General features: G+C 64.0%; 24 protein-coding genes and 1 tRNA gene. 8 read left to right on the top strand and 17 right to left on the bottom strand.

Going from position 1 to position 23,734, the window contains the following annotated elements; translation table 11 throughout:
- Positions 1 to 199: 199 nt before the first annotated feature.
- The 5 genes from QN084_RS19595 to QN084_RS19575 form a co-directional block, all read right to left on the bottom strand.
- Complete coding sequence (locus tag QN084_RS19595) at positions 200 to 703, bottom strand: bifunctional nuclease family protein (RefSeq protein WP_021473393.1); 504 nt, start codon at positions 701 to 703, stop codon at positions 200 to 202.
- On the bottom strand, positions 703 to 1,419 hold the full coding sequence (ftsR, locus tag QN084_RS19590) for a transcriptional regulator FtsR (RefSeq protein ID WP_021473394.1): 717 nt from the start codon (positions 1,417 to 1,419) through the stop codon (positions 703 to 705). Before ftsR ends, QN084_RS19595 begins: the two co-directional genes overlap by 1 nt.
- Positions 1,420 to 1,442: 23 nt before the next feature.
- The gene (locus QN084_RS19585; RefSeq protein ID WP_069695341.1) at positions 1,443 to 1,919 is read right to left on the bottom strand and encodes an FHA domain-containing protein; all 477 of its coding nucleotides are present in this window, start codon (positions 1,917 to 1,919) and stop codon (positions 1,443 to 1,445) included.
- A 138-nt stretch (positions 1,920 to 2,057) separates the two neighbouring features.
- Positions 2,058 to 2,444, bottom strand: a complete 387-nt coding sequence (gene gcvH / locus QN084_RS19580) for a glycine cleavage system protein GcvH (protein WP_021473396.1) — start codon at positions 2,442 to 2,444, stop codon at positions 2,058 to 2,060.
- 192 nt (positions 2,445 to 2,636) lie between these two features.
- Entirely contained in the window at positions 2,637 to 3,905 is a 1,269-nt protein-coding gene (locus QN084_RS19575) for an MFS transporter (protein ID WP_021473397.1), read from the bottom strand.
- A gap of 173 nt (positions 3,906 to 4,078) precedes the next feature.
- Here QN084_RS19575 and QN084_RS19570 point away from each other — a divergent pair, with 173 nt between their 5' ends.
- Positions 4,079 to 4,525, top strand: coding sequence for a MarR family winged helix-turn-helix transcriptional regulator (locus QN084_RS19570; protein WP_021473398.1), 447 nt, complete (start codon positions 4,079 to 4,081; stop codon positions 4,523 to 4,525).
- A gap of 53 nt (positions 4,526 to 4,578) precedes the next feature.
- Here QN084_RS19570 and QN084_RS19565 read toward each other — a convergent pair.
- The 10 genes from QN084_RS19565 to QN084_RS19520 all read right to left on the bottom strand — a co-directional run bounded on the left by QN084_RS19565 (position 4,579) and on the right by QN084_RS19520 (position 14,310).
- Positions 4,579 to 4,655: transfer RNA gene (locus QN084_RS19565), tRNA-Pro, on the bottom strand.
- A 141-nt stretch (positions 4,656 to 4,796) separates the two neighbouring features.
- Positions 4,797 to 6,347, bottom strand: a complete 1,551-nt coding sequence (gene der, locus QN084_RS19560) for a ribosome biogenesis GTPase Der (protein WP_021473399.1) — start codon at positions 6,345 to 6,347, stop codon at positions 4,797 to 4,799.
- 11 nt (positions 6,348 to 6,358) lie between these two features.
- Positions 6,359 to 7,090: a lysophospholipid acyltransferase family protein gene (locus QN084_RS19555; RefSeq protein ID WP_069695320.1), complete on the bottom strand. Its 732-nt coding sequence runs from the start codon at positions 7,088 to 7,090 to the stop codon at positions 6,359 to 6,361.
- Positions 7,080 to 7,793 (bottom strand): (d)CMP kinase, encoded by a 714-nt coding sequence (cmk, locus tag QN084_RS19550; RefSeq protein WP_062096081.1) that lies wholly within the window; start codon positions 7,791 to 7,793, stop codon positions 7,080 to 7,082. Before cmk ends, QN084_RS19555 begins: the two co-directional genes overlap by 11 nt.
- Positions 7,793 to 8,899, bottom strand: a complete 1,107-nt coding sequence (locus QN084_RS19545) for a prephenate dehydrogenase (RefSeq protein WP_069695319.1) — start codon at positions 8,897 to 8,899, stop codon at positions 7,793 to 7,795. The genes cmk and QN084_RS19545 overlap by 1 nt, the downstream gene beginning before the upstream one ends.
- Positions 8,900 to 8,902: 3 nt before the next feature.
- Positions 8,903 to 10,099, bottom strand: a complete 1,197-nt coding sequence (locus QN084_RS19540) for a pseudouridine synthase (RefSeq protein ID WP_021473403.1) — start codon at positions 10,097 to 10,099, stop codon at positions 8,903 to 8,905.
- A 151-nt stretch (positions 10,100 to 10,250) separates the two neighbouring features.
- A complete protein-coding gene (scpB, locus tag QN084_RS19535) occupies positions 10,251 to 10,904 on the bottom strand; it encodes an SMC-Scp complex subunit ScpB (RefSeq protein ID WP_069695318.1) in 654 nt (217 codons plus the stop codon).
- Positions 10,897 to 11,826 carry a segregation and condensation protein A gene (locus tag QN084_RS19530; RefSeq protein ID WP_374978461.1) on the bottom strand — a complete coding sequence of 310 codons (930 nt, stop codon included), beginning with the start codon at positions 11,824 to 11,826 and terminating at the stop codon, positions 10,897 to 10,899. Before QN084_RS19530 ends, scpB begins: the two co-directional genes overlap by 8 nt.
- Before the next feature lie 8 nt (positions 11,827 to 11,834).
- On the bottom strand, positions 11,835 to 12,734 hold the full coding sequence (locus QN084_RS19525) for a ParA family protein (protein ID WP_021473406.1): 900 nt from the start codon (positions 12,732 to 12,734) through the stop codon (positions 11,835 to 11,837).
- A gap of 238 nt (positions 12,735 to 12,972) precedes the next feature.
- A complete protein-coding gene (locus tag QN084_RS19520) occupies positions 12,973 to 14,310 on the bottom strand; it encodes a cation:dicarboxylate symporter family transporter (RefSeq protein ID WP_021473407.1) in 1,338 nt (445 codons plus the stop codon).
- A 140-nt stretch (positions 14,311 to 14,450) separates the two neighbouring features.
- Between QN084_RS19520 and QN084_RS19515 the strand changes: the two genes are divergently transcribed.
- The 6 genes from QN084_RS19515 (at position 14,451) to QN084_RS19490 (ending at position 21,222) form a co-directional block, all read left to right on the top strand.
- Positions 14,451 to 16,133, top strand: coding sequence for a sensor histidine kinase (locus QN084_RS19515; protein ID WP_069695316.1), 1,683 nt, complete (start codon positions 14,451 to 14,453; stop codon positions 16,131 to 16,133).
- Positions 16,130 to 16,843 (top strand): response regulator, encoded by a 714-nt coding sequence (locus tag QN084_RS19510; RefSeq protein ID WP_021473409.1) that lies wholly within the window; start codon positions 16,130 to 16,132, stop codon positions 16,841 to 16,843. Before QN084_RS19515 ends, QN084_RS19510 begins: the two co-directional genes overlap by 4 nt.
- Positions 16,844 to 16,919: 76 nt before the next feature.
- On the top strand, positions 16,920 to 17,561 hold the full coding sequence (locus tag QN084_RS19505; RefSeq protein ID WP_062096064.1) for a GntR family transcriptional regulator: 642 nt from the start codon (positions 16,920 to 16,922) through the stop codon (positions 17,559 to 17,561).
- Between the two features lie 23 nt (positions 17,562 to 17,584).
- A complete protein-coding gene (locus QN084_RS19500; RefSeq protein ID WP_069695315.1) occupies positions 17,585 to 19,105 on the top strand; it encodes an MmgE/PrpD family protein in 1,521 nt (506 codons plus the stop codon).
- On the top strand, positions 19,106 to 20,011 hold the full coding sequence (prpB, locus tag QN084_RS19495) for a methylisocitrate lyase (protein ID WP_069695314.1): 906 nt from the start codon (positions 19,106 to 19,108) through the stop codon (positions 20,009 to 20,011).
- Positions 20,012 to 20,082: 71 nt separating this feature from the next.
- Positions 20,083 to 21,222: a bifunctional 2-methylcitrate synthase/citrate synthase gene (locus tag QN084_RS19490; protein WP_021473413.1), complete on the top strand. Its 1,140-nt coding sequence runs from the start codon at positions 20,083 to 20,085 to the stop codon at positions 21,220 to 21,222.
- A gap of 122 nt (positions 21,223 to 21,344) precedes the next feature.
- On the opposite strand, the gene QN084_RS19485 is transcribed toward QN084_RS19490, so the two are convergent.
- Positions 21,345 to 21,836 carry an 8-oxo-dGTP diphosphatase gene (locus QN084_RS19485; protein WP_062096058.1) on the bottom strand — a complete coding sequence of 164 codons (492 nt, stop codon included), beginning with the start codon at positions 21,834 to 21,836 and terminating at the stop codon, positions 21,345 to 21,347.
- A 56-nt stretch (positions 21,837 to 21,892) separates the two neighbouring features.
- On the opposite strand from QN084_RS19485, the gene QN084_RS19480 reads away from it, so the two are divergent.
- The gene (locus tag QN084_RS19480; protein ID WP_139126791.1) at positions 21,893 to 22,690 is read left to right on the top strand and encodes a hypothetical protein; all 798 of its coding nucleotides are present in this window, start codon (positions 21,893 to 21,895) and stop codon (positions 22,688 to 22,690) included.
- 21 nt (positions 22,691 to 22,711) lie between these two features.
- Here QN084_RS19480 and xerD read toward each other — a convergent pair whose 3' ends face one another.
- Positions 22,712 to 23,734, bottom strand: coding sequence for a site-specific tyrosine recombinase XerD (xerD, locus tag QN084_RS19475; protein WP_083262043.1), 1,023 nt, complete (start codon positions 23,732 to 23,734; stop codon positions 22,712 to 22,714).

The following is a 23,734-nucleotide window of genomic DNA, read 5'->3' as shown; positions in this document are numbered from 1 at the left end:
GCACACTTAACACGAACGCCGAAATTCAGCCGTGTAATTCCCACAAGTCCGCACCTTCCAGTGTGACTTGCGTCGCGAGCGTATGCAACGGGAACTTGATACTTCGACGTTAGGCCCGCGAGGGCCCGAGGTCAAAGACGTTGGGCTCCAAAAGTGGTCGTGTCGAAAGTTTCACCCTCAACTTTAGGTTGAGGGTCAGTTAACCTTCGAAATCCTCGGGCTCAACGTCGTCAAGAAACTCCCGGAAGCGGCGCAGCTCCCGTTCCTCATCGACGCTGGGATCCGGCTCGGAGTCCTCGCCCTCATCATGTTCGGTGATACGGACCCCGGCCTCCTCCATCACGGCATCGGCGCACCAGATGCGGCACTTGGCGCGCAAGGCCAAGGCCAGGGCGTCCGACGCGCGTGAGCTGACCACCGTGCCGTCGTCGAACTGCAGCTGTCCGTAGAAGATGTTGTCCTCCACCGCCACAATATTGACGCTGATGATGGAATGACCGAGCGATTCAACGACGTCGATCAGGAGATCGTGGGTCATGGGCCGGGGCGGAACCACACCTTGCTGGGCGAGGGCGATCGCGCTGGCTTCGGGGGTGCCGATCCAGATGGGAACGTGGCGCTCACCCTTGAGTTCGCGCAGGAGGACCAACGGCTGATTGGAGGGCAATTCGATCCGAACACCCACGATTTCAACTTCGATCATCAGGAGTCCATCCTTGAGATGCGGTGGTGAACCAGCGCCCTGTGCAACGTCATGCAAAGATCGCTGATTTCACGGGCTGCCTCGGCCGCCCTCGCCTGCGAGGCGGCGTCCCTGCGGGAAGTGAGCGGAGCAACGGCACGCTCCACCAAACCGAACTCGCGATCCGCAGCTGCCTGGAACGGCCTCAAGTGGCGAGGTTCCAAACCGTGCACTTCGAGCTGGACGCAGGCACGTGCAACCTGGAGGGCATGCTCGTCAAATTTACCGTCTTCGTGGCTGATCAAACCGAAACTCAGGAGCGACTCAAGCAGGCCGGCGCTGGCACCGGACTCCGTGCGGAGCTGCTCTTCCGTCAGGGTACGGGCACGTCCCTGGATGTCCGCGGCCATTTCAGCAGTGACCACCCGGGGCGAGACCGTCACACCGGGGGGCAGGTTGTCCGGGCGTTCCCCTCGATCGATCGCGTCAAGGTAATCCTTGATGACTTTCAAGGGCAGGTATTGATCGCGCTGCAGGGCGAGGACAAAACGAAGACGCTCAACATCGCTGTCCGCATACTGCCTGTATCCGGCAGGAGTCCGCTTGGGGTTGATCAGCCCCTTCTCCTCGAGGAAACGGATCTTGGACGCGGTCATTCCCGGGAAGTCGTCGCTCAGCTGCGCCAGGACTTCCCCGATGTTCAGGACCTGGGGTCCGCGACGTTCCGGCTGGGCCATTGCCACAGGCAGGTATCCCGGGGTCAGACGTGGCCCGCGGGGCGGCTGGGGCTCAGGTAGTAGGTCAGCCGGAACTTGCCGATCTGGACCTCGCTGCCCGTCTTGAGCTGCACACGGTCCACGCGGTCATGGTTGACGTAAGTACCGTTCAGGCTGCCCATATCAACGAGCTCGAAGCCTGCTGCACTCCGGTGGAACTCAACATGCTTGCGCGACACCGTGACGTCGTCCAGGAAGATATCGGCATCCGGGTGCCGGCCCACCGTGGTGGTGTCGGCGTCGAGCAGGAAGCGCGCGCCCGCATTCGGTCCGCTATGGGCAATCAACAGCGCGGAGTTGGGCGGCAGGGCGTCTACAGAGGCCCGCTCCTCCGGCGCCAGCTTGGGAGCGATGCTTGGCTCGTCCCACGTTGGCGTGATGCTGATGGAGGTGGTCTCCGACGTCGGCTGTTCTTCCGCGCCGTTTCCGGCATTGGCTTGGTTCTTGTCGCCGCCAACCATGGAACTTCCTCCTCATCCGCCGGCAGTTCCAAAACCTGCCGGACACATCCACCTCCCGGTAACCGCCGGGCAAATCGGTTGCTGGCCCGCCGTCCCGCTTCCCACGAGGGAAAATGCAGCAGGGCGGGCCAGATAACTTTAGCCTACCTGTTGTTCGTACTCCGATGCACTGAGCAGGGATTCCACCGCGTCAGCTTCGGCCAGCTTTACTTCAAAAAGCCACCCCTCACCGTAGGGATCGGAGTTGATGAGTGCCGGATCCTGGTCCAAGGCGTCGTTGCGGTTGATGATTTCACCGCTGACGGGCGCATAAATATCGCTGACGCTCTTGGTGGATTCCACTTCCCCCACCACATCATTGGCGGTGATCTTGGTGCCTTCCTCCGGCATCTGCGCGTAGACGACATCGCCCAGGGCATCCTGCGCAAAGTCGGTGATGCCGACGCGGACTACGCCGTCAGCATCCGGCTCCGATACCCACTCATGTTCTGCGGTGTAGGAAAGATCGGCTGGAATATTACTCATGGGTCGCCTTTCATCGGGACGTTCATGAACCTCGACGGCGGGCCGGGCATCCGGCCACCGCTGAAAGTATAGGCATAATTGCCGCTTTTCCGATGAGCGCAGGGCAGTGGACCGGACGCCAAAAACCCGGCACGGAAACAGAACCGTGCCGGGCTTTGCCGTGGGGGGGGCTTCGCCATAGGGCCGTCCGGCCTAGCGGGCTGCCGCCTCCCGGGATTCACTCCCGACGTCGGCCGTCCCGGCAGGTGCCGCCGACACAGGGTTCGGCTCGGCAACGTTCGGGTCAGCAGCGTGCTGGTCAGTTGCGTGAGGGGCGACAGTCCGCCGGGCAGCCGCGCCGGCGGCAACCATGACCGCCAGGGCCGTGATGGTGATTCCCGCACCGGCCCAGATGGGCGAGGTGTAGCCCAGCCCGGCGCTGATGGTCACTCCCCCGAGCCAGGCACCGAGTGCGTTACCGAGGTTGAAAGCCCCGATGTTGGCGCCGGAGGCGAGCGTGGGGGCCGACGAGGCGAAGTGCATGACCCGCATCTGCAGACCGGGCACAGTGGCGAATCCGAATCCGCCCATGAGTGCCAGTGACACCAGGGTGGCGACCGGGTTGGCGGCGGTCAGTGCGAAGAAGACCAGGACTGCAACCAGGCCCGAGAGGATGAGGATCAGGGACTTGTCCAGTGCTTTGTCTGCCGCTTTGCCACCCAGGAAGTTTCCAACGAACAGGCCTGCTCCGAAGAGCACCAGAAGCCATGGGACGGACGTCGAGGCAAAACCGGAAACTTCGGTCAGCGTGAAGGCGATGTAGGTGAAGGCGCCGAACATGCCGCCGAACCCGAGGATCGTGACCAGGATGGAGAGCCACACTTGGGTGGACTTGAACGCACCCAGTTCGCTGCGCAGGCTCTTGGCGGCCGCGGCGTCCTGCTTGGGAACCAGCAATGCGATTCCCGCCAGGGCCACGACGCCTATGAGGGTGATGGCCCAAAAGGTGGAGCGCCATCCGAAGTTCTGGCCAAGAAGCGTTCCAAAGGGAACACCCAGCACGTTGGCGGCAGTCAAGCCTGTGAACATGATGGCAATGGCGCCGGCCTTCCTGCTGGCCGGCACGAGGCTGGCCGCTACCACCGAACCGATGCCGAAGAAGGCGCCATGGCAGAGCGCGGCAATGATGCGGCCTATCAGCATCATCGAATAGCTCTCCGAAACAGCGGAGAGGAGGTTCCCTGCAATGAACAGCACCAGCAAGCCGATCAGCACGGGCTTGCGGGGAAGCTTGGTGACAGCTGCCGTGACCACCAGGGCTCCGACGGTGACGCTTAGTGCGTAACCGGAGATGAACCAGCCGGCCGACGCTTCGCTGACGCGGAAATCGGCCGCTACCTCGGGCAGGAGACCCATGATGACAAACTCAGTCAGCCCAATGCCGAATCCGCCGAGGGCAAGGGCAATCAACCCTGCGGGCATAAAACGCTCCTTAGATGGAATGGCCCCCTTGGAAGTGGAAGTGCGTCGCCGGGAGCCGTAGAATATTAGTTGCAGACGCTGTATAAATAGTTGCACACGCTAGGTACTTGCGCAAGCAACTACTTTGCCGTCTGCGCCGGATATTGCGAACATGAGGCAGGAGCACAGGAGACATGGGCATCAAGGATGACGCCGTAGAGGTACGGGCACAGGGATGGCGCACCCTCGCGGCCCTCCACGGAAGCATCGAAACCGAACTGGAGAAAGCCCTGCAGGCCTCCAGCGAGCTCTCGGTGGTGGAATACACAGTGCTCGATGCCCTGAGTCGCCAGGACGGCTGGCACATGCGCATGCAGCAGCTTGCCCGGGCCACAGCCCTTTCGAGCAGCGCTACCACGCGCCTCGTGAACCGCCTCGAAGACCGCGGCTTGCTGACCCGGATCCTCTGCGCAGACGATCGGCGGGGAATCTACACGGAATTGACCGCGGCGGGACAGAAACTCCTGCAGAAGACCAAGCCTGTGCACGAAGACACTCTCGCAGCAGCTTTGCAGGCAGCGGAGGAGGTTCCAGAACTTGAACCGCTCGTCCGGGCGCTGGGGGCACTGCAGCACGCCTAGGGCGTTAACGGCCAAAGGCCGGAACTCCGCATTCTGCGTAGTTCCGGCCTTTTTGGTCGGGCTGACAGGATTTGAACCTGCGACCCCTTGACCCCCAGTCAAGTGCGCTACCAAGCTGCGCTACAGCCCGCTGGTTCTACCGTTCTCCGCACAGGTTTTCCTCCGAAGAGTCCTTCCTAAGCAGTCCGGCCGAACCACCTCCAAAAGCTTACACGACGTTGGAGGGTGCTTGCGCCATCAGAGCCAAAGTCGCCTGTGATGCCCGTCTCATTTAGCGTTTGCGGCCCCGTTTTTCGCGGACGCGCATGCTGACCTCGATGGGTGTGCCCTCGAAGCCGAAGGTCTCACGGAGCCGACGCGTGATGAAGCGGCGGTATCCGGGATCCAGGAAGCCAGTGGTGAACAGGACAAACTTCGGCGGCCGGCTCGAGGCCTGCGTACCGAAGAGGATGCGCGGCTGCTTGCCACCGCGAACCGGGTGCGGATGGGCGGCCACCAGCTCGCCAAGGAACGCATTGAGGCGCCCCGTGGGGATACGGCGGTCCCAGCTTTCCAACGCGGTATCAAGGGCAGGAACAAGGCGGTCCTTGTGCCAGCCCGTCTTGGCGGAGATGTTAACGCGGGGCGCCCAGTCAACGTGGGCCAGGTCCTGCTCGATCTCGCGTTCAAGGTAGCGGCGGCGTTCGTCGTCCAGCAGGTCCCACTTGTTGAATGCCAGGACCAGGGCCCGGCCGGATTCGATCGCCAGCTGCAGAATGCGGACATCCTGCTCGCTCAGCACTTCGTCAACGGCAAGAAGCACGACGGCGACCTCCGCCTTTTCCAGCGCGGCCTGCGTCCGCAGGGAGGCGTAAAAATCGGCACCCTGCGCCATGTGCTGGCGTCGGCGGATACCGGCTGTATCCACGAAGCGCCAGGTACGTCCACCCAGTTCGATGAACTCATCCACGGGATCACGCGTGGTTCCGGCCAGCGGGTCCACCACCACGCGTTCCGAGCCTGCAAGCTTGTTCAGCAGCGAGGATTTGCCGACGTTGGGACGGCCGATGAGGGCAATGCGGCGGGGGCCGCCGGAACGGTCCACACCCTCTACCTGCGAGAACTCGGGAAGGGTGTCCATGACGTGGTCCAGGAGGTCGGCAACCCCCCGGCCATGCAGTGCTGAAACCGGGTACGGCTGGCCGAAGCCAAGTCCCCAAAGTGCTGCAGAGTCGGCTTCCTGCACAAAGTCGTCAACCTTGTTGGCCACCATGATGACCGGCTTCTTGGACTTGCGGAGCATCTTCATGACGCCTTCGTCGGTGGCAGTGGCGCCAACCGCGGAGTCAACAACGAACAACACTGCATCGGCCAGTTCCACGGCCATTTCGGCCTGGTCCGCCACCCGGGCGTGGATGCCCTTGGCATCGTGCTCCCACCCGCCGGTGTCCACCAAGGTGAAGTTGCGGCCGTTCCAGCGCGCGGAGTACATGACACGGTCGCGGGTCACGCCGGGGGTGTCCTCGACGACCGCTTCGCGACGGCCCAGGATGCGGTTCACCAAAGTCGACTTGCCCACGTTCGGCCGGCCGATGATGGCCAGGACGGGGTCAAGCTTGAGGGGCCCCTCTTCGCCTTCGTCGTCGTAGTCACCGCTAAGCAGGGCGGCGTCGTCTTCGTCGAGATCGTAGTCGTCCAGTCCCGCCCGCAGTGTGGCTGCGCGAAGTTCGGCTTCCTCGTCATCCAGGGCAGCCAGGTTCTCGGCCACCTGATCGGTGCCGGTGGGCGTGTATTCGTCGTCGCCGGCGCCGTGGTGGCCGGATTTTTGAGTCGTATCGCTCATTGCACTTTTCCTTAGTGGTGGTCTGCCGGGGTTCCGGCTACTGCGGTGGGACGGTGGTCCGGATCAGGGGTGGCCCTTGGAGCTTCCGGGAGGGCCTGACCGGTGTTGCGGACTGCTTCCTGGACGTGTCCGGCCAGGGCACTGCGGATTACTGCCGCCGCCCTGTCCATTGAAGCACGCCCGGATTCGCCCTTCCGTCGCTGGACGGTGTGTGGTTCGCCGAAGCTGACATACAACGTGCGGCGCATGGCAGGTATATGGTCGCGGTGCTCCCGGCCCTGCCTGGTTCCCAGGATGGCGACGGGGATAACGGTGGCTCCCGAGTTCAACGCCAGCCACGCCACACCGTTGCTGATAGTTTCCGCGGCCCCGCTCCCCCGGGTACCTTCGGGCAGGATGCCAACGCACCGGCCGGCGTCGAGCAGTTGCCTGGCCAGCTGCAGGGTGGTGCGGTCACCGGTCCGGTCAACCGGAAGCTGCCCTGACGCCTTCAGCACCTTGCCGAGGAAACCCTTGAACATCTCCTTCTTGACCAGGATGTGCATGGGCCGCGGGGCAGCCCCGAACATCACCGGTCCGTCCAGGAAACTGATGTGGTTGCCGGCGAAGATCACGGGTCCCGCTGCCGGGATGTTGCTCTTTCCCGTGATGACCGTGCGGTAGAGGACGTGATCGAGGAACCAGCCCACGGGACGGCTCCAGGCCCGGCTCCACGTCGCGGGCAGATTGTTGCTAGTCGCCATAAATGACCTTGCTGACAATCGCCAGGGCGGTGTCCACGGTCTCTTCGAAGTCCAGGTCGGAGGAGTCCAGGGTCACCACGCCATCGGCGGCCTGGGTGAAGTTGACCACGGTGGAATCCTTGGCATCGCGCTGGATAACCTGGGCAGCCAACTGCTCTTTGGTCTGCGTACCGCCCAGCTGGATACCACGACGCCGGAGCCTGGCTTCCTCGCTGGCCGTCAGGAGCATGCGGACCTCCGCGGCGGGCGCGACGACGGTGGTGATGTCCCGCCCCTCCACCACCATGCGGTGGTGGTGCTGGTCGATGAGCTGGCGCTGCCGGCGGATCAGCTCCGTCCGCGCTCCCAAGGTGGTGGCGACTGCACTGACCGAAGAGGAGATCCGCGGATCCCTGATCTCCTCAGTGATGTCCGTGCCGTCAACAGCCACGTATTCGGTGGCCGTACTGGTACTGATCTCCAAGGGCATGGCCTTGGACGCTTGCTCCACCGCGGCGCCGTCGTGGAGGTCCACGCCGGTCTTCAGGCAGTACCAGGTCAACGCCCGGTACATGGCGCCGGTGTCGAGGTAAGCGAGCTTGAGGCGCCGGGCCACTTCCTTGCTTACACTCGATTTTCCGGACCCCGAGGGTCCGTCAATGGCAATCACCAAGGGCTTGCCGGGACGGGCAACCGTCTCCGGGCCAAAGAATTCACGCGTCATTACTGCAGTACCCGCCATCCACGGTCAGTCAAAGCTTCAACAAGGAGGTCGTGTTTGTTGGGCAGGACGGAGAGCTCCACCATGCCCACGTTCTGCCCGGAGGAATGATCGAGCCGAAGGTCTTCGACGTTCACGCCGACTTCACCGATCTCCGTCAGGAGGCGGGCGATCTGGCCGGGTTTGTCGTCCACCAGGATCGTCAGCCAGGAGTAGGCCTGGGGCGGTCCTCCATGCTTGCCAGGAATCCGGGCCTGCCCGGCGTTGCCTTCGCTGATGAGCTGGGCCAGGTCCAGGCGGGCACCGGGGGCCAGGGGGGACTCCAGGGTCCCGATCAACCGGTTGAGGTCCTCACGGACACCGTGCAGGATGTTGACCACTTTCTCAGCATTGCCACCCAGGATCTGAACCCACAGCGTGGGGTCGGACGCAGCAATCCGGGTAGTGTCCCGCAAGCCGTTTCCCGCCAAGGACAATGCGTGCAGCGGAGTCCCCTGCAACCGGCTCGCCAGCAGCGATGACATGATCTGGGGCAAATGCGACACCAGGGCCACGGCTTCGTCGTGTTCATCAGCAGTGAACTGGGAGACGATCGCGCCGAGGTCGCCGGCCAGCGAACGGGCAACCTGCAGCGCCGCCGCGCCGGTTTCTTCCGTGGGGCAGATGACCCACGGCATGGACGTGAACAATTCACCCCGCGCAGCCACAGGACCGGACTTCTCCCGGCCCGCCATGGGATGCGTGCCTACGTAACGGGAAAGGTCCACGCCGCGTTCGCGGAGTTCGGCCTGGATGCCTGCCTTGACGCTGGCGATGTCCACCACCACTGATTCCGGGTAATCGGCCAAGGCCTTCTCCACCACCTGCGCCGTGACGTCCGGCGGAGCAGCCACAACCACCAGCTGGGGTGGACCGTCCAGTTCCTCCAGTGGCCTGCCCGCACCAATATCCACGGCCACAGCCTGGTTGGTAGGCGAGGTATCAAAGAGGAAAACCGGTACGCCGCGGCCACGCAGGCCGAGGCCAATGCTGGCGCCCAGCAAGCCCGTGCCGAGGATGACGACGGGCCCGTCCAAGTGGCCGCGGCCATGCGCGCGGAATGCCGACATAGCTTAGAGTCCCACCGCTGCCATGAGGTGGCCGATCTCCTGCTTGCCGAGGTTGCGGATGCTTCCCTGGCGCTGGTCGCCCAGGCCGATGGGTCCAACCTTGACGCGGACCAGCCGCTCAACCGGGAAGCCCACGGCGTCAAACATGCGGCGGACGATGCGGTTCTTGCCCGAGTGGAGGACAACCTCAATCAGGACGTGGCCGGGCGTGGAGTCAACCAGCCGGAAAGAATCCACCGCCGCGATGCCGTCTTCAAGCTCGACGCCGGACTTCAGCTGCGCGCCCACGCCCTGCGGGAACGGCCCCCGCACCTGGACCAAGTAGGTCTTGGGGACCTCGTAGGAAGGGTGGGTCAAGCGGTTGGCAAGTTCGCCGTCGTTGGTCAACAACAGCAGCCCCTCGGTGGCGACATCCAGGCGGCCGACGTGGAAAAGACGTTCGCCCTTGTTCTTGTTGGTCTTGAGGAAATCGCTGATGCAAGGCCGGCCCTCGGGGTCCTCCATGGTGGAAACTACGCCCTTGGGCTTGTTGAACACCATGTACACGAGGGTCTCGTCGAGCTGGATGCGGATCCCGTCAACGTGGATCACGGCGGATTTCGGGTCCACGCGGACGCCGAGCTCGGTAGTAACCTGCCCGTCGACCTCGACGCGTCCCTCGAGGATCATTTCCTCGCAGACGCGGCGCGATGCCACGCCGGCCTGTGCCATCACTTTCTGCAGGCGCACGCCGTCAGCATCGTGGACTTCGGACTGCGGGACTTCCTGCCGGGAACCCCGGTTGCCCGCAGGCTTGCGGACAGGGCCCAGGTTGCGGCCGAACCGCTCGCTGCCGAAAGCCTTCGAACCGTACTGCTTGGCGTTGCCGGGCTTCTTCTTGGGCTTCAAGGCCCCGGGCGTTCCGGGAGCCTTGCCGTAGCCCGGCTTGTTGGAACCCGGCTTGCGGAAGGGCTTGGCCGGCTTCGCGGCCCTGAAGCTATCCGCCGTCGTGGGGTTGTCGGGATCGAACGGCCGTTCTTCCCGGGGCTTCGCAGCCTTGAAGGGGCGGCCTTCGCCCTGATTGAAGGAGCGCTTACCCGCGCCGGCGCCGCCTCGCTGGGTGAAACCGGAACGGCCTGCGCCGCCCTGTGCTCCATTGCGTCCGGCGCTGTTGCGTCCCGAACCGTTACGTGGTGAACCCTGGCGTCCCGCCTGTGTCATGACCCGTCCTTGTGTTGTTATGGCCGGCATTGGGTGTTGGAACCAACACTAGCCAGCCGGGCAGGTGTAGTCTGCCCCTTGCTGCTCCGGCACGCGTCACGCGTGCCATGGAATTCCGTATTAAATTACTTCGTGCCGGCGGAGGATGTCCTCACATCCGGCTGGCGTCGTAGTACTCCTCGATCCCTTCCAAACCGGGAAGGTGCGGAGCCAGCTGGGGCAGTTCAGCCACCGAGCCGATTCCCATCCGCTCCAGGAAGTAGGAGGTGGTCCGGTACAGGATTGCGCCGGATTCGGGATCGTTCCCGGCGTCCTCGATCAACCCGCGCTGGGTCAGCGTCCTGACGACGGAATCGACGTTAACGCCGCGAATTGCCGAAACCCTCGCCCGGGAGACAGGCTGCCGGTAGGCAATCACCGCCAGCGTCTCCAGTGCTGCCTGCGTCAGCTTGGAAGTTTGCCCTTCAAGGACGAACTTCCCCACGATGTCAGCAAAGTCCGGCCGCGAATAGATGCGCCAGCCACCGGCGACGTTCCGCAATTCGAAACCCCGGGGTGCAGTGCTGGCAGCGGCAAAGCCGTCAACGTCCACGTCCGGGGCTTTAACAGTATAGCCGCTATACTCCCGCTGCAGGTCCTGCAGCAAATCTTCGACGACGGCGACCGTCACGTTGAGGCCGGCGGCCAGCTCTTCGGACGTGGCCGGCTCATCAATGACCATCAGCACTGCTTCCAGGGCTGCCCGCGCCCCTCCCGGCAACGCTTCGAGTTCGGCGAGGCCGTCTTCGGCGTTCTGCTCAGTCATCGATGCCACCGTCTCCTTCGTCCTGGTACTCTTCGCTGAGGTTGGAGCCGTCCCACCCGGCATCCTGACCTGTCCACCGCACGGTCAATCCGCCCAGCGGTGCCGGCTGTTCAAAGGCCACAACGCGGTCCCGGAACATCTCCAGCAACGCCAGGAAACGGGCCACCACCACCAAGGTGCTGTCGGCGTCGGCAACCAGTGCCTGGAAAGTCAGCGGTGCGCCGCGCTTCAGCCTGTCTCCGAGGATTACTGCCTGCTCCCTAACGCTCACGGGCGGCGCATGCAGGTGCTCCAGTCCAACCTCGGTTGGCGGTGCTTCCTTTGGCTTGAGCGCTTTGGCAGCCAGCGCGGCGAACTGCTCCGGGGTGTGCCGCCATAGAAGCTCGGGCAACAACGCCGCGAAGTGTCCTTCAAGGGCCACCTGGCGCGGAAACCTGCGGGCTTCCTCTTCCAAGGTGCCGGCCAGTATCCCTGCCACTTGCTTGAAGGCCTTGTACTGCAGGAGACGGGCGAAGAGAAGGTCCCGCGCTTCCAGTAAGGCGATATCCTCGTCGTCCTCCACCTCGCCCGCCGGCAATAAGCGGGCGGCTTTCAGGTCCAGGAGGGTGGCGGCAATCACCAGGAACTCGCTGGCCTCGTCCAAGGCCCAATCCTCACCGAGGTCCTGCAGCCTGCGGATGTACTTGATGAATTCATCAGTCACCGTGGCCAGGGCAACCTCGGTGATGTCCATCTTGTGCTTGGCAATGAGGCCCAGCAGGAGGTCGAACGGCCCGGTGAAGTTGGCCAGCCGTACCTCGAAGCCCCCCTTGCCGCCGGAGGAGGCAGCGGCGCCGGGCGAGGCAGCGGCGTCGGAGGAGGCCGCGGCGCCGGGCCCTTCTGGAGACGGGTCCACTGCCTGCGGAACTACCGGAAGAGTCACGCCGTCGGTTAGGGCGCGCCGCCGCGCGAGATGAGTTCCTTGGCCAGCCGGCGGTAGGCGTCAGCGCCCACGTGATTGCCGGCGTAGCTGGTAATGGGCTCGGCAGCTACGGTGGCGTCGGCGAACTTGATGGAACGCTTGATGACGGTCTCGAACACCTTGTCTCCGAAAGCTTCCACGAGCCGGGAAATGACCTCGCGGCTGTGCAGTGTACGGGCGTCGTACATGGTTGCCAGCACGCCGTCCACCTGGAGCCTGGGGTTCAGCCTGTCCTGGACTTTCTCGATGGTTTCCACGAGCAAGGCGACAGCGCGGAGCGCGAAGAACTCGCAAATGAGGGGAATGATGACGCCGTGGGCCGCGGTGAGCGCGTTGACGGTCAGCAGCCCGAGGGAGGGCTGGCAGTCGATCAGGACGACGTCGTATTCGTCTTCGACGCTCTTCAACGCACGGTCCAGCACCTGCTCGCGGGCAACTTCATTGACGAGCTGCACTTCAGCCGCGGAGAGGTCGATGTTTGCCGGCAGGAGGTCCACTCCTTCGACGCCGGTCTGGTGGATGGCATCGCGAATGCTCACCTTGCGGTCCATGAGCACGTTGTAGACCGTCAGGTCCAGCTCATGCGGGTTGACCCCGAGTCCTGCCGACAACGCACCCTGGGGGTCGAAGTCCACCAACAGGACTTTGCGGCCGAACTCGGCGAGCGCAGCGGCCAGGTTGATGGTGGAGGTGGTCTTGCCGACGCCGCCTTTTTGGTTGACCATGGCGATAACCCGCGCAGGTCCGTGGGAGGCAAGCGGAGCCGGTTCCGGGAATTCGCGGTAAGGGCGGCCCGTAGGTCCCATGATGGCGTCTTCCAGATCGAGCTCGGTGCCTGCCAGGGTTGCTGTTCCCCGTTCGATGCTCACTAATCCAACCACTCTTTCGACGACGATCTTCCCTGCCGCTGATCCTTGAGGTTCAGCCCTGCTACCCCCTAGGCTACAGCCCCCGACACGGTATTTTTGGGAACTTGACTTTCCTTCATTCGTGAGCCTTTACCCTCTAGTTGAGGTGGAAGGTTGCTTGTCTTTCACGGCGGTCCATCCGGACACGGGAAAGGCCGGCACCCTTGCGGGTACCGGCCTTCCTTGGTGCAACAAGGAGCTAGACAGAAGCCTTTTCCCGTTCCTGGGGAGCTTCGGCCACCTCGTCGTGAGCCATCATTGTTTGCTCGTCGAACGGTGCATTTCCGCTGAGAACCTGGTTGACCTGGGTTGAGTCGATCTCCTTGACCCAAGTGCCGATCAGGACGGTGGCCACGGCGTTGCCCGTGAAGTTGGTCAGGGCCCGGGCCTCGGACATGAAGCGGTCGATGCCAACGATCATTCCCACGCCGCCGAGGAGTTCGGGCTTGTGGGCCTGGAGGCCGGCGGCCAGGGTGGCCAGGCCTGCTCCGGTGACGCCTGCCGCGCCCTTGGAAGCGATGATCATGAAGACCAGCAGGGAGATCTGCGCGCCGAGGTCAAGGGGTGTGCCCATGGCGTTGGCGACGAACAGCGAGGCCATTGTCAGGTAGATCGCAGTTCCGTCGAGGTTGAAGGAGTAACCGGTGGGAACCGTGACACCGACCACGGGCTTGGAGACACCGAGGTGTTCCATCTTGGCAATGAGGCGCGGAAGGGCAGCTTCGGAGGATGACGTGGAGAAGATGAGGAGGTACTCGCGGGCGAGGTACTTCATCAGCTTGAAGATATTGACGCCGGCTACCGTGCGGAGCAAGGTGCCGAGGATGACCACGATGAACAGTGCGCAGGTGATGTAGAAGGCGAGCATCAGCGTGAACATGCTCAGGATTGCCTGGGCGCCGGTTGCACCGACGACGGCGGCGATGGCGCCGAAGGCGCCTACCGGGGCGAGCCACATGATCATGATGAGGATGCGGAAGACCAATCGCTGGCCGTGGCCGATGGCGTTGAGGATCGGCTGGCCCTGCTTGCCCATCTTCTGGAGTGCGAAACCTACCAGGATAGCCGCGAGCAGCGTCGGCAGGACCGGGATATCGCCCGGGATGATCCCGAGGAGGAAGTCCACGGTGCTGTCCGTTGCGGCCTTCTTGTTGGGGTCATAGGGAGTGAGCTTCAGCCCTTCTCCGGGATGGATCAGGTTGCCCACTACCAGGCCGATGGCGAGGGCGAAGGTGGACATGGCCACGAAGTAGCCCAGGGCAAGTCCGCCGACTTTTCCGACGGTGGCTGCCTTGGCGATGGAGCCGATGCCCAGGACGATGGTGCAGAAGATCACGGGCGCGATCATCATCTTGATCAACTTGATGAAGCCGTCGCCGAGCGGCTTGAGCGATTTCCCTGCTTCGGGGAACACGAGGCCCACCACGGCTCCAAGGACTACGGCCAGGATGACGGCGATGTAGAGGTAATGCGACTTGTCGAGCCCCTTACGCCCTCCTGCGGCGGCGACTGCCGACTCTCCTCGTTGAGAGGTCATTGGATTCTCCTTCTGGATACTGTGTAAGGCGCCGCGGTGCTGCTTGCCAGCCCACTCCGCTGTCCTTGTGTGATATCCATCATTCAGCCAGTGGTGACACGTATCACCGTTGCGGTCATATTGGTCATGGGAGGCCACACGTGTTTCACAGCTGGAGTATTGCCCGCCGCCTGTTCGTGGCGAACTTGCTGTTCGTCCTGGTCCTCACCGCGGTGTTCGGCGCCTTCTCGGTAGTGGAGGCCCGCGACCGGGCGTACGACGATGCAGGCATCCGGATGCGGGCCATCGCTACGTCCATAGCCAACAACCCCTTTGTGCTGCAGGCCGCCGCCGCACCTGATCCGACAGCTTCCCTGCAGCCCTACGCCATGGAGGTGATGGCCGACGCCGAGGCCGACTTCATCACCATCATGGCGCCGGACAGGACACGCTGGACCCACCCCCGGCCCGAGGAAATCGGAGGGGCGTACATCGGGACCATTGAGCCGGCGCTGCGGGGCGAAACGTTTACGGAAGTTACGGCCGGTACGCTTGGGCCTTCCGTCCGGACCATTGCCCCCGTCAAGGACCCGGAGGGCACCGTGAAGGCCTTGGTAGCCGCCGGTGTCACTGTCCGCACCGTGGACACGGACCTGGCCCAACGGCTGGGGGTCATTGGCGGCATCGCCATAGGTGTGCTGATCTTCGGTTCCTTCGCATCCTGGCTGCTGGGCCGCTACCTCCGTACGGTCACCCGCGGCTGGGGTCCTGAACAGCTTGCCCAGTTGTTCGCCTATTACGAATCAGTCCTGCATTCGGTCCGGGAGGGACTCATCCTCATCGACACGCAGGGCAAAGCGGTGATGTACAACGACCAGGCCGCAGAGCTGCTGGGACTCCAGCCCGCGGCTGCCGACCGCTCCCCCGACCAGGCTCCACGGCTCAGCGAGCTTCCGCTGGAAGGCAGCCTCAAAGCATTGTTTGAATCCGGTAGGACCGCCCATGACGAGATCCACTTGACGGGTTCGCGCATCCTGGTGGTCAACCAGGCCCCTGCTGCCGGACCGACCTCCACGCGAAACCGGCAAAAGCCCGCCGTGTACGGCACCGTTGCCACCATCCGGGACCGTACGGAGATCGAGTCGCTCGGCACGGAACTGGAAACCATGAAGACACTGTCCGACGCGCTGCGGGCACAGACCCACGAACACGCCAACCGGCTTCACATGATCGTGTCCCTCCTGGAATTGGGCCGCACGCCGGAGGCCTTGGAATTCGCCACCAAGGATTTGGAGTTGAGCCAGCAATTGACTGACGACATGCTCGCTTCCGTCGACGAGCCGGTCATGAGTGCGCTGGTGATGGGCAAAGCCGCGGAAGCCCACGAACGTGGCGTGGAGCTTTCCGTCCGGACATCGGGCAACGCCGACGTGCGCGGCGTGGAAATCCAGGACCTGGTGACCATCCTCGGAAACCTGCTAGACAACGCGATCGACGCCGCGGCCGCCGGCGAGCCGCCCCGGAAGGTGGAGTTGGCCGTGGGCGCCGGGGACGCCGTCGTCGAACTTACGGTCCGGGACTCGGGCCCCGGGATCGACCCGACCTCCATTGACGACATCCTGCAGTACGGCTACAGCACCAAGTCTCCGCACGATCCCCGCGGCGGCCACGGCAGGGGCGTCGGGCTGGCCCTGGTCCGCCAGGCTGTCCGGCGGCTGAACGGTAGGATGTCCATCGACAACCGGGGGCTTTCCGATGGTGGTGAGGGGTCGGTTGACGGCACCGGAGGCGCCCGCTTCCATGTTGTACTGCCCGCGCCCGTTCCCAAGGAAGAGAAGGCATGACGGACATCCGCGTTCTGGTGGTCGAGGACGAACCCATTGCCTCGGACGCACATTCCACTTACGTCGGCAGGGTTGAGGGTTTTACGCTGGTCGGCACTGCGGCGGATGGACAGTCGGCGCTCCGGATCCTGGGCGAGTTTTCCGCGTCCGGCGCGCCCGTGGACCTCGTGCTCCTGGATATGAACCTGCCGGACCTGCACGGCCTGGACGTCGCGCGGCGCATGCGTTCGGCCGGAATATTCGCTGACATCATCGCCATCACTGCGGTCCGCGAACTCAGCATCGTCCGGAGCGCGGTGTCGATCGGGGTCGTGCAGTACCTGATCAAACCCTTCACCTACGCCACCTTCGCCGACAAGCTCAACAGCTACCGCACCTTCCGGGACCAATTGGCCGGCCCCGCTGCAGGCCCGTCGAAAGCCGGCGCCTCCCAAAGCGACGTGGACCAGGCGTTCGCCAGCCTCCGGGCCCCCACGGAACTGCCCCTGCCAAAAGGGCTGTCCGGGTCTTCCCTTGACATGGTGAAGGAGTTCGTCCGGGGCAACCCGGGACCGGTGTCGGCGAACGAAGTAATGGAAGCGCTCGGGATGTCCCGGGTCACGGCGCGCCGCTACCTTGAGTACCTCGCCGACGCCGGAACTGTCACCCGGGCGCCCAGGTACGGCACGCCGGGGCGCCCGGAGAACGAATACGGCTGGAACCGGAACTAGCACTCCTTTGTATACATTCAACCCGTGCAGAGCAGCGCACTAGCGCTTAAGGGGCCTTGATGTATACACTGGCGGCATGCGCGCTAGTGACCGGGCTTACGCCACCCTCCGGGAGGACATCGTTGAGTGGCGTCTTCGTCCGGGGGCGGTCCTGGCCGAAGTGGAGCAATCCGAGCGGCTTGGCGTGTCCCGCACTCCCCTTCGGGAGGCATTGGGCCGGCTGACCGCAGAAGGACTGACGACGGCGGCAGGCGGCCGCGGCGTCGTTGTCACCGACATCTCCCTCGACAGCATCGATGAACTTTTCGAACTGCGCGAAACCCTGGAGGTCCGCGCAGCAGCCCTCGCTGCCGTTCGCGGGGAACCCGCCGTGTTTGCGGACTTGCAGGCCCAACTCCTCAGGGCACCTGAACTGCTCAGCAGCGAAGACCCTGCGCGCCGCGACTACTACGCCCTGGTCAGCCGGCTGGATGACGCCATGGACGCCGCCATCGCAAATTCCTACCTGGCCCAAGCCATGCGCAACCTGCGCGTGCACTTGGTCCGGGTGCGGCGCCTCGCGGCCGACGACACGGCGCGGCTAAAGGCGGCGTCCGCAGAGCACGCTGCCATCGCCGAGGCCATAGCTGCCGGAAACAGCCGGCTGGCTGAAGCGGCTACCACCGTCCACCTGCACCGCAGCCTTACCCATCTCAAAGCCACATACGCGGCACGCTGAAACGCCCTACCCGAAGGAGCACCATGGTCCGGAACCACCACGTTCGTGTTTACAAGTCCGAGGAGAACCTCCCGCGTGAGGAGCAGTTGGCCCACAAGATCGCGGTGGTTGCCGCTGACCCCGTAGACGTGACGCCGGAAGTGACGGAGATGGTGATCAACCGGATCATCGACAACGCCTCCGTGGCAATTGCTTCGCTGAACCGTGCACCGATCGTTGCCGCGAGGGCGCAGGCACTGGCCCACGGCCCCTCCGCCAACGGCAAGGGCGCCAAGGTGTTCGGCATCGATGAGCGGGTCTCCCCGGAGTGGGCTGCCTGGGCCAACGGCGTGGCGGTACGGGAACTGGATTACCACGACACCTTCCTGGCCGCCGATTACTCCCACCCCGGCGACAACATTCCCCCGATCCTGGCCGTTGCCCAGCACACCGGGGCCAACGGTGCCGACCTCGTCCGGGCGATCGCCACCGGCTATGAAATCCAGGTGAACCTGGTCAAGGCCATCTGCCTGCACAAGCACAAGATCGACCATGTAGCCCACCTCGGTCCCTCGGCCGCCGCCGGCATCGGAACCCTGCTTGGCCTGGACGTGGAGACCATCTTCCAGTCCGTGGGCCAGGCACTGCACACCACTACCGCCACCCGGCAGTCCCGCAAGGGCGAAATCTCCACCTGGAAAGCCCACGCCCCGGCCTTCGCCGGCAAGATGGCCATTGAATCCGCCGACCGTGCCATGCGCGGACAGACCTCCCCCGTGCCGATCTACGAGGGCGAAGACGGCGTGATCGCCTGGATGCTCGATGGCCCCGATGCCTCCTACGAAGTGCCGCTGCCGGAAAAGGGCGAGGCCAAGCGCGCCATCCTGGACACCTACACCAAGGAACATTCCGCCGAGTACCAGGCCCAGGCCTGGATCGATTTGGCCCGCAAGCTCAACCGCGAGCACCCCGAAACCACCGACCCCGCCAACGTGGACTCCGTGCTGATCAAGACCAGCCACCACACCCACTACGTCATCGGCTCCGGGGCCAACGACCCCCAGAAGTACTCCCCCACGGCGTCGCGGGAAACCCTGGACCACTCCATCCCGTACATCTTCACCGTCGCCCTGCAGGACGGCGCCTGGCACCACGTGGACTCCTACGCCCCCGAACGCGCCGCGCGCCCGGACACCGTGGAACTCTGGCACAAGGTCAGCACCGTGGAGGACCCCGAGTGGACCCGCCGCTACCACTCCCTCGACATCACGGAGAAAGCCTTCGGCGGCACCGTTGTCATCACACTCAAGGACGGCACGGTCATCACCGATGAAATCGCCGTCGCCGATGCCCACCCGCTCGGCGCCCGGCCGTTCGCCCGCGAGCAGTACGTCAACAAGTTCCGCACCCTCGCCGCCGGCCTGGTCGAGGAGGCAGAGATCGAACGGTTCCTCGCCGCCGTCGAACGCCTCACCGAACTCGGCGCCGGCGAACTTGACCAGCTCAACATCACCGCCGCCCCCGGCGTGATCAACCTCGAAGCAGCTCCGAAGGGACTGTTCTAAATGCTCTACTCCACCACCACGCCCGAACAGAAACGGGTGAAACTGCGGGAGCTGCTGGGCTCCGGGTCCGTGCAGCAATTCCCGGGCGCGTTCAACCCGCTCTCCGCCCGCCTCATCGAGGAAAAAGGCTTCGCCGGGGTCTACATCTCCGGGGCCGTCCTGGCCAACGACCTCGGCCTGCCCGACATCGGCCTGACCACCCTCACCGAAGTCGCCACCCGCGCAGGACAGATCGCCCGGATGACGGACCTGCCCTCCCTCGTGGACGCGGACACCGGCTTCGGTGAACCCATGAACGTGGCCCGCACCATCCAGGAACTCGAAAACGCCGGCCTGGCCGGCTGCCACATCGAGGACCAGTTCAACCCCAAACGCTGCGGCCATCTGGACGGCAAGAACGTGGTGGACCTCGACACCGCCACCAAGCGCATCCGCGCCGCAGCCGACGCACGCCGGGACCCGAACTTCCTCATCATGGCCCGCACGGACATCCGCGCCGTTGACGGTTTGGAGGCCGCGAAGGATCGTGCCAAAGCACTCGTGGACGCCGGCGCCGACGCGATCTTCCCCGAAGCCATGCGGGACCTTCACGAGTTCCAAGCCATTCGCGACGCCGTGGACGTGCCCATCCTGGCCAATATGACCGAGTTCGGAAAAAGCGAGCTCTTCACCGTCGAACAGCTCCAGGAGGTGGGCGTGAACATGGTCATCTACCCCGTCACCCTCCTCCGCATTGCCATGGGCGCAGCAGAGCGTACTCTGGAAACGATCAAGGCTGCGGGGACCCAAGAGGCGCAAGTAGAGAACATGCTCACGCGCGCTCGCCTCTACGAACTCGTGGACTACGAGGCATACAACCAGTTCGATACCGGCGTTTTCAATTTCCAGGTTCCTGGCATCCGCTAGGCCCGTACCAACAAGGGGACGCTGGCCACCGGAATCTTCCGGCGGCCGGCACTAGAACGAAGGAGTTCAACATGGCAGATGTTGACATCAAGAAGGGCCTCGCCGGAGTCGTGGTGGATTACACCGCAGTCTCCAAGGTCAACCCGGAGACGAACTCGCTGCTGTATCGCGGCTACCCGGTCCAGGAGCTGGCCGCCAAGTGCAGCTTCGAGGAAGTCGCCTACCTCCTCTGGAACGGTGAACTTCCAAACCAGGCCCAACTGGCTGAGTTCACAGCCCGCGAGCGCGCGGGCCGCGCGCTGGATCCCGTGGTCAAGACCGTGATCGACACGCTGCCCACTACCGCGCACCCCATGGACGTCTGCCGGACCGCGGCTTCAGTGCTTGGTGCACGCCACGAACTCGCCGAGGACTCCAGCCCCGAAGCCAACATGAAGAAGGCCATCGATCTGTGGGCTGCCATGCCTGCCGTGGTGGCCTACGACCAGCGCCGCCGCAGGGGCGAGGACGTCGTTGAACCCCGGGAAGACCTGGACTACTCAGCCAACTTCCTCTGGATGACATTCGGTGAGGAACCCGTTGACGAGGTGGTAGAGGCTTTCAACGTCTCGATGATCCTCTATGCGGAGCACTCGTTCAACGCCTCGACGTTCACCGCCCGCGTGGTGACCTCGACGTTGTCCGACCTGCACTCTGCCGTGACCGCAGCCATCGGGGCGCTCAAAGGACCCCTGCACGGCGGCGCCAACGAAGCTGTCATGCACACGTTCGACGAGATCGGCATCCGCAGCGAAGAAACACTCGAAGAAGCCGCGGCCAGGGCCCGGTCCTGGATGGAAGAAGCCCTCGCCCAAAAGAAGAAGATCATGGGTTTCGGTCACCGCGTCTACAAGCACGGCGACTCACGCGTTCCCACCATGAAGGCCGCCCTGGACAAGATGATTGCCCACTACGGCCGTCCGGAACTCCTGGGCCTGTACAACGGCCTTGAGCAGGCCATGGACGAGGCGAAGGCTATCAAGCCGAACCTCGACTACCCGGCCGGACCCACGTACCACCTGATGGGCTTTGACACCCAAACCTTCACGCCGTTGTTTGTGGCCAGCCGCATCACCGGGTGGACCGCCCACGTCATGGAGCAGCTGGCATCCAATTCCCTGATCCGGCCGCTCAGCGAATACAACGGCCCGGAGGAGCGCCACGTCCCCTAAGACCGGGGTTGGAGAGCAGTACCCGGGTGTGAAAGCACCACAAACGACGGCGGTTCTGCCACCTTAACGTGGCGGGGCCGCCGTCGTTCGCATGCACGAGTCCCCGCTTTGTTCCGGTGCCCTTAGCTGCCCGACCAGGCGACGGTGTAAACGCTCGCGACGCTCTGGTTGTCCGGCGCAAGGTCAACCTGCACTGCGATCCGTTGCCCCGCGATCATGGCCGGCAGCCAGTGTTCGGCGTCCGCCCACATGCGTTCCACGGGAAGCCGCGCCACCGGATACCAGTCTGGGGCGATCTCATCGCTTTCCGATGGCTCCCCTATCCAGGTACGCGTCAAATAGACGGTAGTGGCCATGTTCCATTCAGGCCGGGCAGGGAAGATGAAGTCGACCGTTCCCGCCTGGACGAGGTCCGCTGCCCTGACCACGACGTTGATCTCTTCCATGACCTCGCGGACGGCTGCTTCCACGGCTGTCTCGCCGGGCTCCACATGCCCTCCGACGCCTACGACCTTCCCGCTTCCGAAGCCCGTTTTCTTGGTACCAAGCAGGACGTGCTCTCCCTCGGCATCGTTTCGAAGAAGGAAGCAAAGAGTCACGTGGGCTGCTGTCATGCAGCCCACCTTAACCCGATATCCCCCGCTGGTGCCGCCATTGCTACAGTGAGCGCATGAACAACTCCGGGGGTGAAATGCGCGCGGCCACAGCCGCCGTCAGCGACAGCGGAACCATCGCGGAGCCGGGGGCAGCCGAAGCCCGGGAAACGTTGACCACTGAACCCGAAGCAACTAGGGCTCCGGGTAAGCCACAGCAAAAAGCTCCGCACCGTGATGTCCGGCTTCCCAAGTGGCTTGTAGCCCACCCCCTGTACGTCGGTTGGGCATGGACTGTTGTATGGGCCGGGCTGATCGTCGTGGACGAGGTGGTGGACCTGGCAGGCTGGACGTGGTATCTGCTGGTCTTCGCTGCCGCGCTGCCCACGATCGTCTCCACCCTGTTCGTCCTTCATGCAACGCCCCGCAGCCACCTGCGCGCAGTGGATTCCACGGTGCTGGGCCACTTCTTCGTCAGGTTCCTGGCACTCGTCGCGGCGTTCATGGTCTGGGCAGCTTCGGTGGTGATGAGTGCTTCCATCTCCACTACGGTCCAAACCCTCATCGGGGACTCGGAGAAAGAAGTCACTGCCCTGGGCTTCAACCTGATGCTGGCTGCCGTCCCGTTGGTGCTGTCCGTCCTGTGGATGGCTTTCATCATCCGCTGCGCATGGTTCCTGAGGCGGCTTCGTGGCTGGCGGGAAGTGCCGCTCAAGACCCGCGTCCCCAGGAAGTTCCTGCGCCGCCACCCGGACCTGAAGAGGGTAGTTGTGGGTTTGGCCCATCCGGGACTGTTGCTGGTTGCCGGGCTGGGAACGTCGCTGCTGGCGGTCTTCGTGGATGCCGTGGAACTCACCATCAGCGTCCTGGAGTAGGACGCCTGGATCCGTGGACGGTCAGCCCAGGGCGCGGGGATGCGCCGCTGCGTAGACTTCCCGCAAAGTATCTGCCGTCACCAGGGTGTAGACCTGCGTCGTGGTAACCGACGCATGGCCCAACAATTCCTGCACCACCCGGACATCCGCTCCACCTTCCAGGAGATGGGTTGCGAAGGAATGGCGCAGCGTGTGTGGTGATACGTCCTTGGTGATGTTCGCCTTTTCTGCGGCAGTCTTGAGGATAGTCCAGGCGCTCTGGCGGGAAATCCTTCCACCGCGGGCATTGAGGAACAAGGCCGGGGTTCCCTTACCCTTGGAGGCCAGAAGCGGCCGGCCACGGACGACGTAGGCGTTGATAGCCCGGGCACCGTAGGAACCGAGCGGCACCAGCCGCTCTTTGGAACCCTTTCCGAAAAGCCTGACGATCGCAGGTTCGCCCACCGCACCGTCCGGTGCAACACCGTCCGGTGCCACGCCGTCCGTTGACGTACTGTCGGTTGCCGTGCTGTCCAGCGAAACGTCGTCCACGTCCAGGCCGACCGCCTCGCTGATGCGCGCACCGGTGGAGTACAGGAATTCCAGGAGGGCCCGGTCCCGTAGTCCGGTGGCAGTGTCGGTGCCTGCTGCCTCCAGAATCCTCGTTACTTCGTCCACGGTGATGGCTTTCGGAAGCCTCCTGCCCGGCATCGGCGGGTGGACCTCGCTGGCGGGATCCGCCGTCGTGATTCCTTCCAGCGCCCAGAATTTATGCAATCCGCGGACCGCCACCACAGTGCGCGCTGCGGAGCGGACGTTCAGTGCCGACGCGCCGTCGGAACCGTCGGACAACGCCTGCACAAAGGCGGTGACGTGGTGTCTGGTGATGTCCCGGGGCCCGGATACTCCCTGGGCGGCCAGGAAGTTCGCGTAGCGGGCGAGGTCGCGTTTGTAGGCGGACAGGGTGTTGGCAGCCAACCCGCGTTCCACCCCCACGTGTTGGAGATAGTCAGTCATTGCGCGGTCAACACCGTTGACAGCGCGTGCCTCCCCGGGCCCGGGCAT

The sequence above is a fragment of the Paenarthrobacter sp. R1 genome (genome assembly GCF_030264015.1).
GTDB classification, from domain to species: domain Bacteria; phylum Actinomycetota; class Actinomycetes; order Actinomycetales; family Micrococcaceae; genus Arthrobacter; species Arthrobacter ureafaciens.
This window is presented reverse-complemented; position numbering and strand designations above follow the sequence as displayed.

What these genes read in the sequence shown, in the direction of transcription:
- QN084_RS19595 (WP_021473393.1), bottom strand. Translation starts at nt 703, where the DNA reads ATGATCGAAGTTGAAATCGTGGGTGTTCGGATCGAATTGCCCTCCAAT.
- ftsR (WP_021473394.1), bottom strand. Translation starts at nt 1,419, where the DNA reads ATGGCCCAGCCGGAACGTCGCGGACCCCAGGTCCTGAACATCGGGGAA.
- QN084_RS19585 (WP_069695341.1), bottom strand. Translation starts at nt 1,919, where the DNA reads ATGGTTGGCGGCGACAAGAACCAAGCCAATGCCGGAAACGGCGCGGAA.
- gcvH (WP_021473396.1), bottom strand. Translation starts at nt 2,444, where the DNA reads ATGAGTAATATTCCAGCCGATCTTTCCTACACCGCAGAACATGAGTGG.
- QN084_RS19575 (WP_021473397.1), bottom strand. Translation starts at nt 3,905, where the DNA reads ATGCCCGCAGGGTTGATTGCCCTTGCCCTCGGCGGATTCGGCATTGGG.
- QN084_RS19570 (WP_021473398.1), top strand. Translation starts at nt 4,079, where the DNA reads ATGGGCATCAAGGATGACGCCGTAGAGGTACGGGCACAGGGATGGCGC.
- der (WP_021473399.1), bottom strand. Translation starts at nt 6,347, where the DNA reads ATGAGCGATACGACTCAAAAATCCGGCCACCACGGCGCCGGCGACGAC.
- QN084_RS19555 (WP_069695320.1), bottom strand. Translation starts at nt 7,090, where the DNA reads ATGGCGACTAGCAACAATCTGCCCGCGACGTGGAGCCGGGCCTGGAGC.
- cmk (WP_062096081.1), bottom strand. Translation starts at nt 7,793, where the DNA reads ATGACGCGTGAATTCTTTGGCCCGGAGACGGTTGCCCGTCCCGGCAAG.
- QN084_RS19545 (WP_069695319.1), bottom strand. Translation starts at nt 8,899, where the DNA reads ATGTCGGCATTCCGCGCGCATGGCCGCGGCCACTTGGACGGGCCCGTC.
- QN084_RS19540 (WP_021473403.1), bottom strand. Translation starts at nt 10,099, where the DNA reads ATGACACAGGCGGGACGCCAGGGTTCACCACGTAACGGTTCGGGACGC.
- scpB (WP_069695318.1), bottom strand. Translation starts at nt 10,904, where the DNA reads ATGACTGAGCAGAACGCCGAAGACGGCCTCGCCGAACTCGAAGCGTTG.
- QN084_RS19520 (WP_021473407.1), bottom strand. Translation starts at nt 14,310, where the DNA reads ATGACCTCTCAACGAGGAGAGTCGGCAGTCGCCGCCGCAGGAGGGCGT.
- QN084_RS19510 (WP_021473409.1), top strand. Translation starts at nt 16,130, where the DNA reads ATGACGGACATCCGCGTTCTGGTGGTCGAGGACGAACCCATTGCCTCG.
- QN084_RS19505 (WP_062096064.1), top strand. Translation starts at nt 16,920, where the DNA reads ATGCGCGCTAGTGACCGGGCTTACGCCACCCTCCGGGAGGACATCGTT.
- QN084_RS19500 (WP_069695315.1), top strand. Translation starts at nt 17,585, where the DNA reads ATGGTCCGGAACCACCACGTTCGTGTTTACAAGTCCGAGGAGAACCTC.
- prpB (WP_069695314.1), top strand. Translation starts at nt 19,106, where the DNA reads ATGCTCTACTCCACCACCACGCCCGAACAGAAACGGGTGAAACTGCGG.
- QN084_RS19490 (WP_021473413.1), top strand. Translation starts at nt 20,083, where the DNA reads ATGGCAGATGTTGACATCAAGAAGGGCCTCGCCGGAGTCGTGGTGGAT.
- QN084_RS19485 (WP_062096058.1), bottom strand. Translation starts at nt 21,836, where the DNA reads ATGACAGCAGCCCACGTGACTCTTTGCTTCCTTCTTCGAAACGATGCC.
- QN084_RS19480 (WP_139126791.1), top strand. Translation starts at nt 21,893, where the DNA reads ATGAACAACTCCGGGGGTGAAATGCGCGCGGCCACAGCCGCCGTCAGC.
- xerD (WP_083262043.1), bottom strand. Translation starts at nt 23,734, where the DNA reads ATGCCCGGGCCCGGGGAGGCACGCGCTGTCAACGGTGTTGACCGCGCA.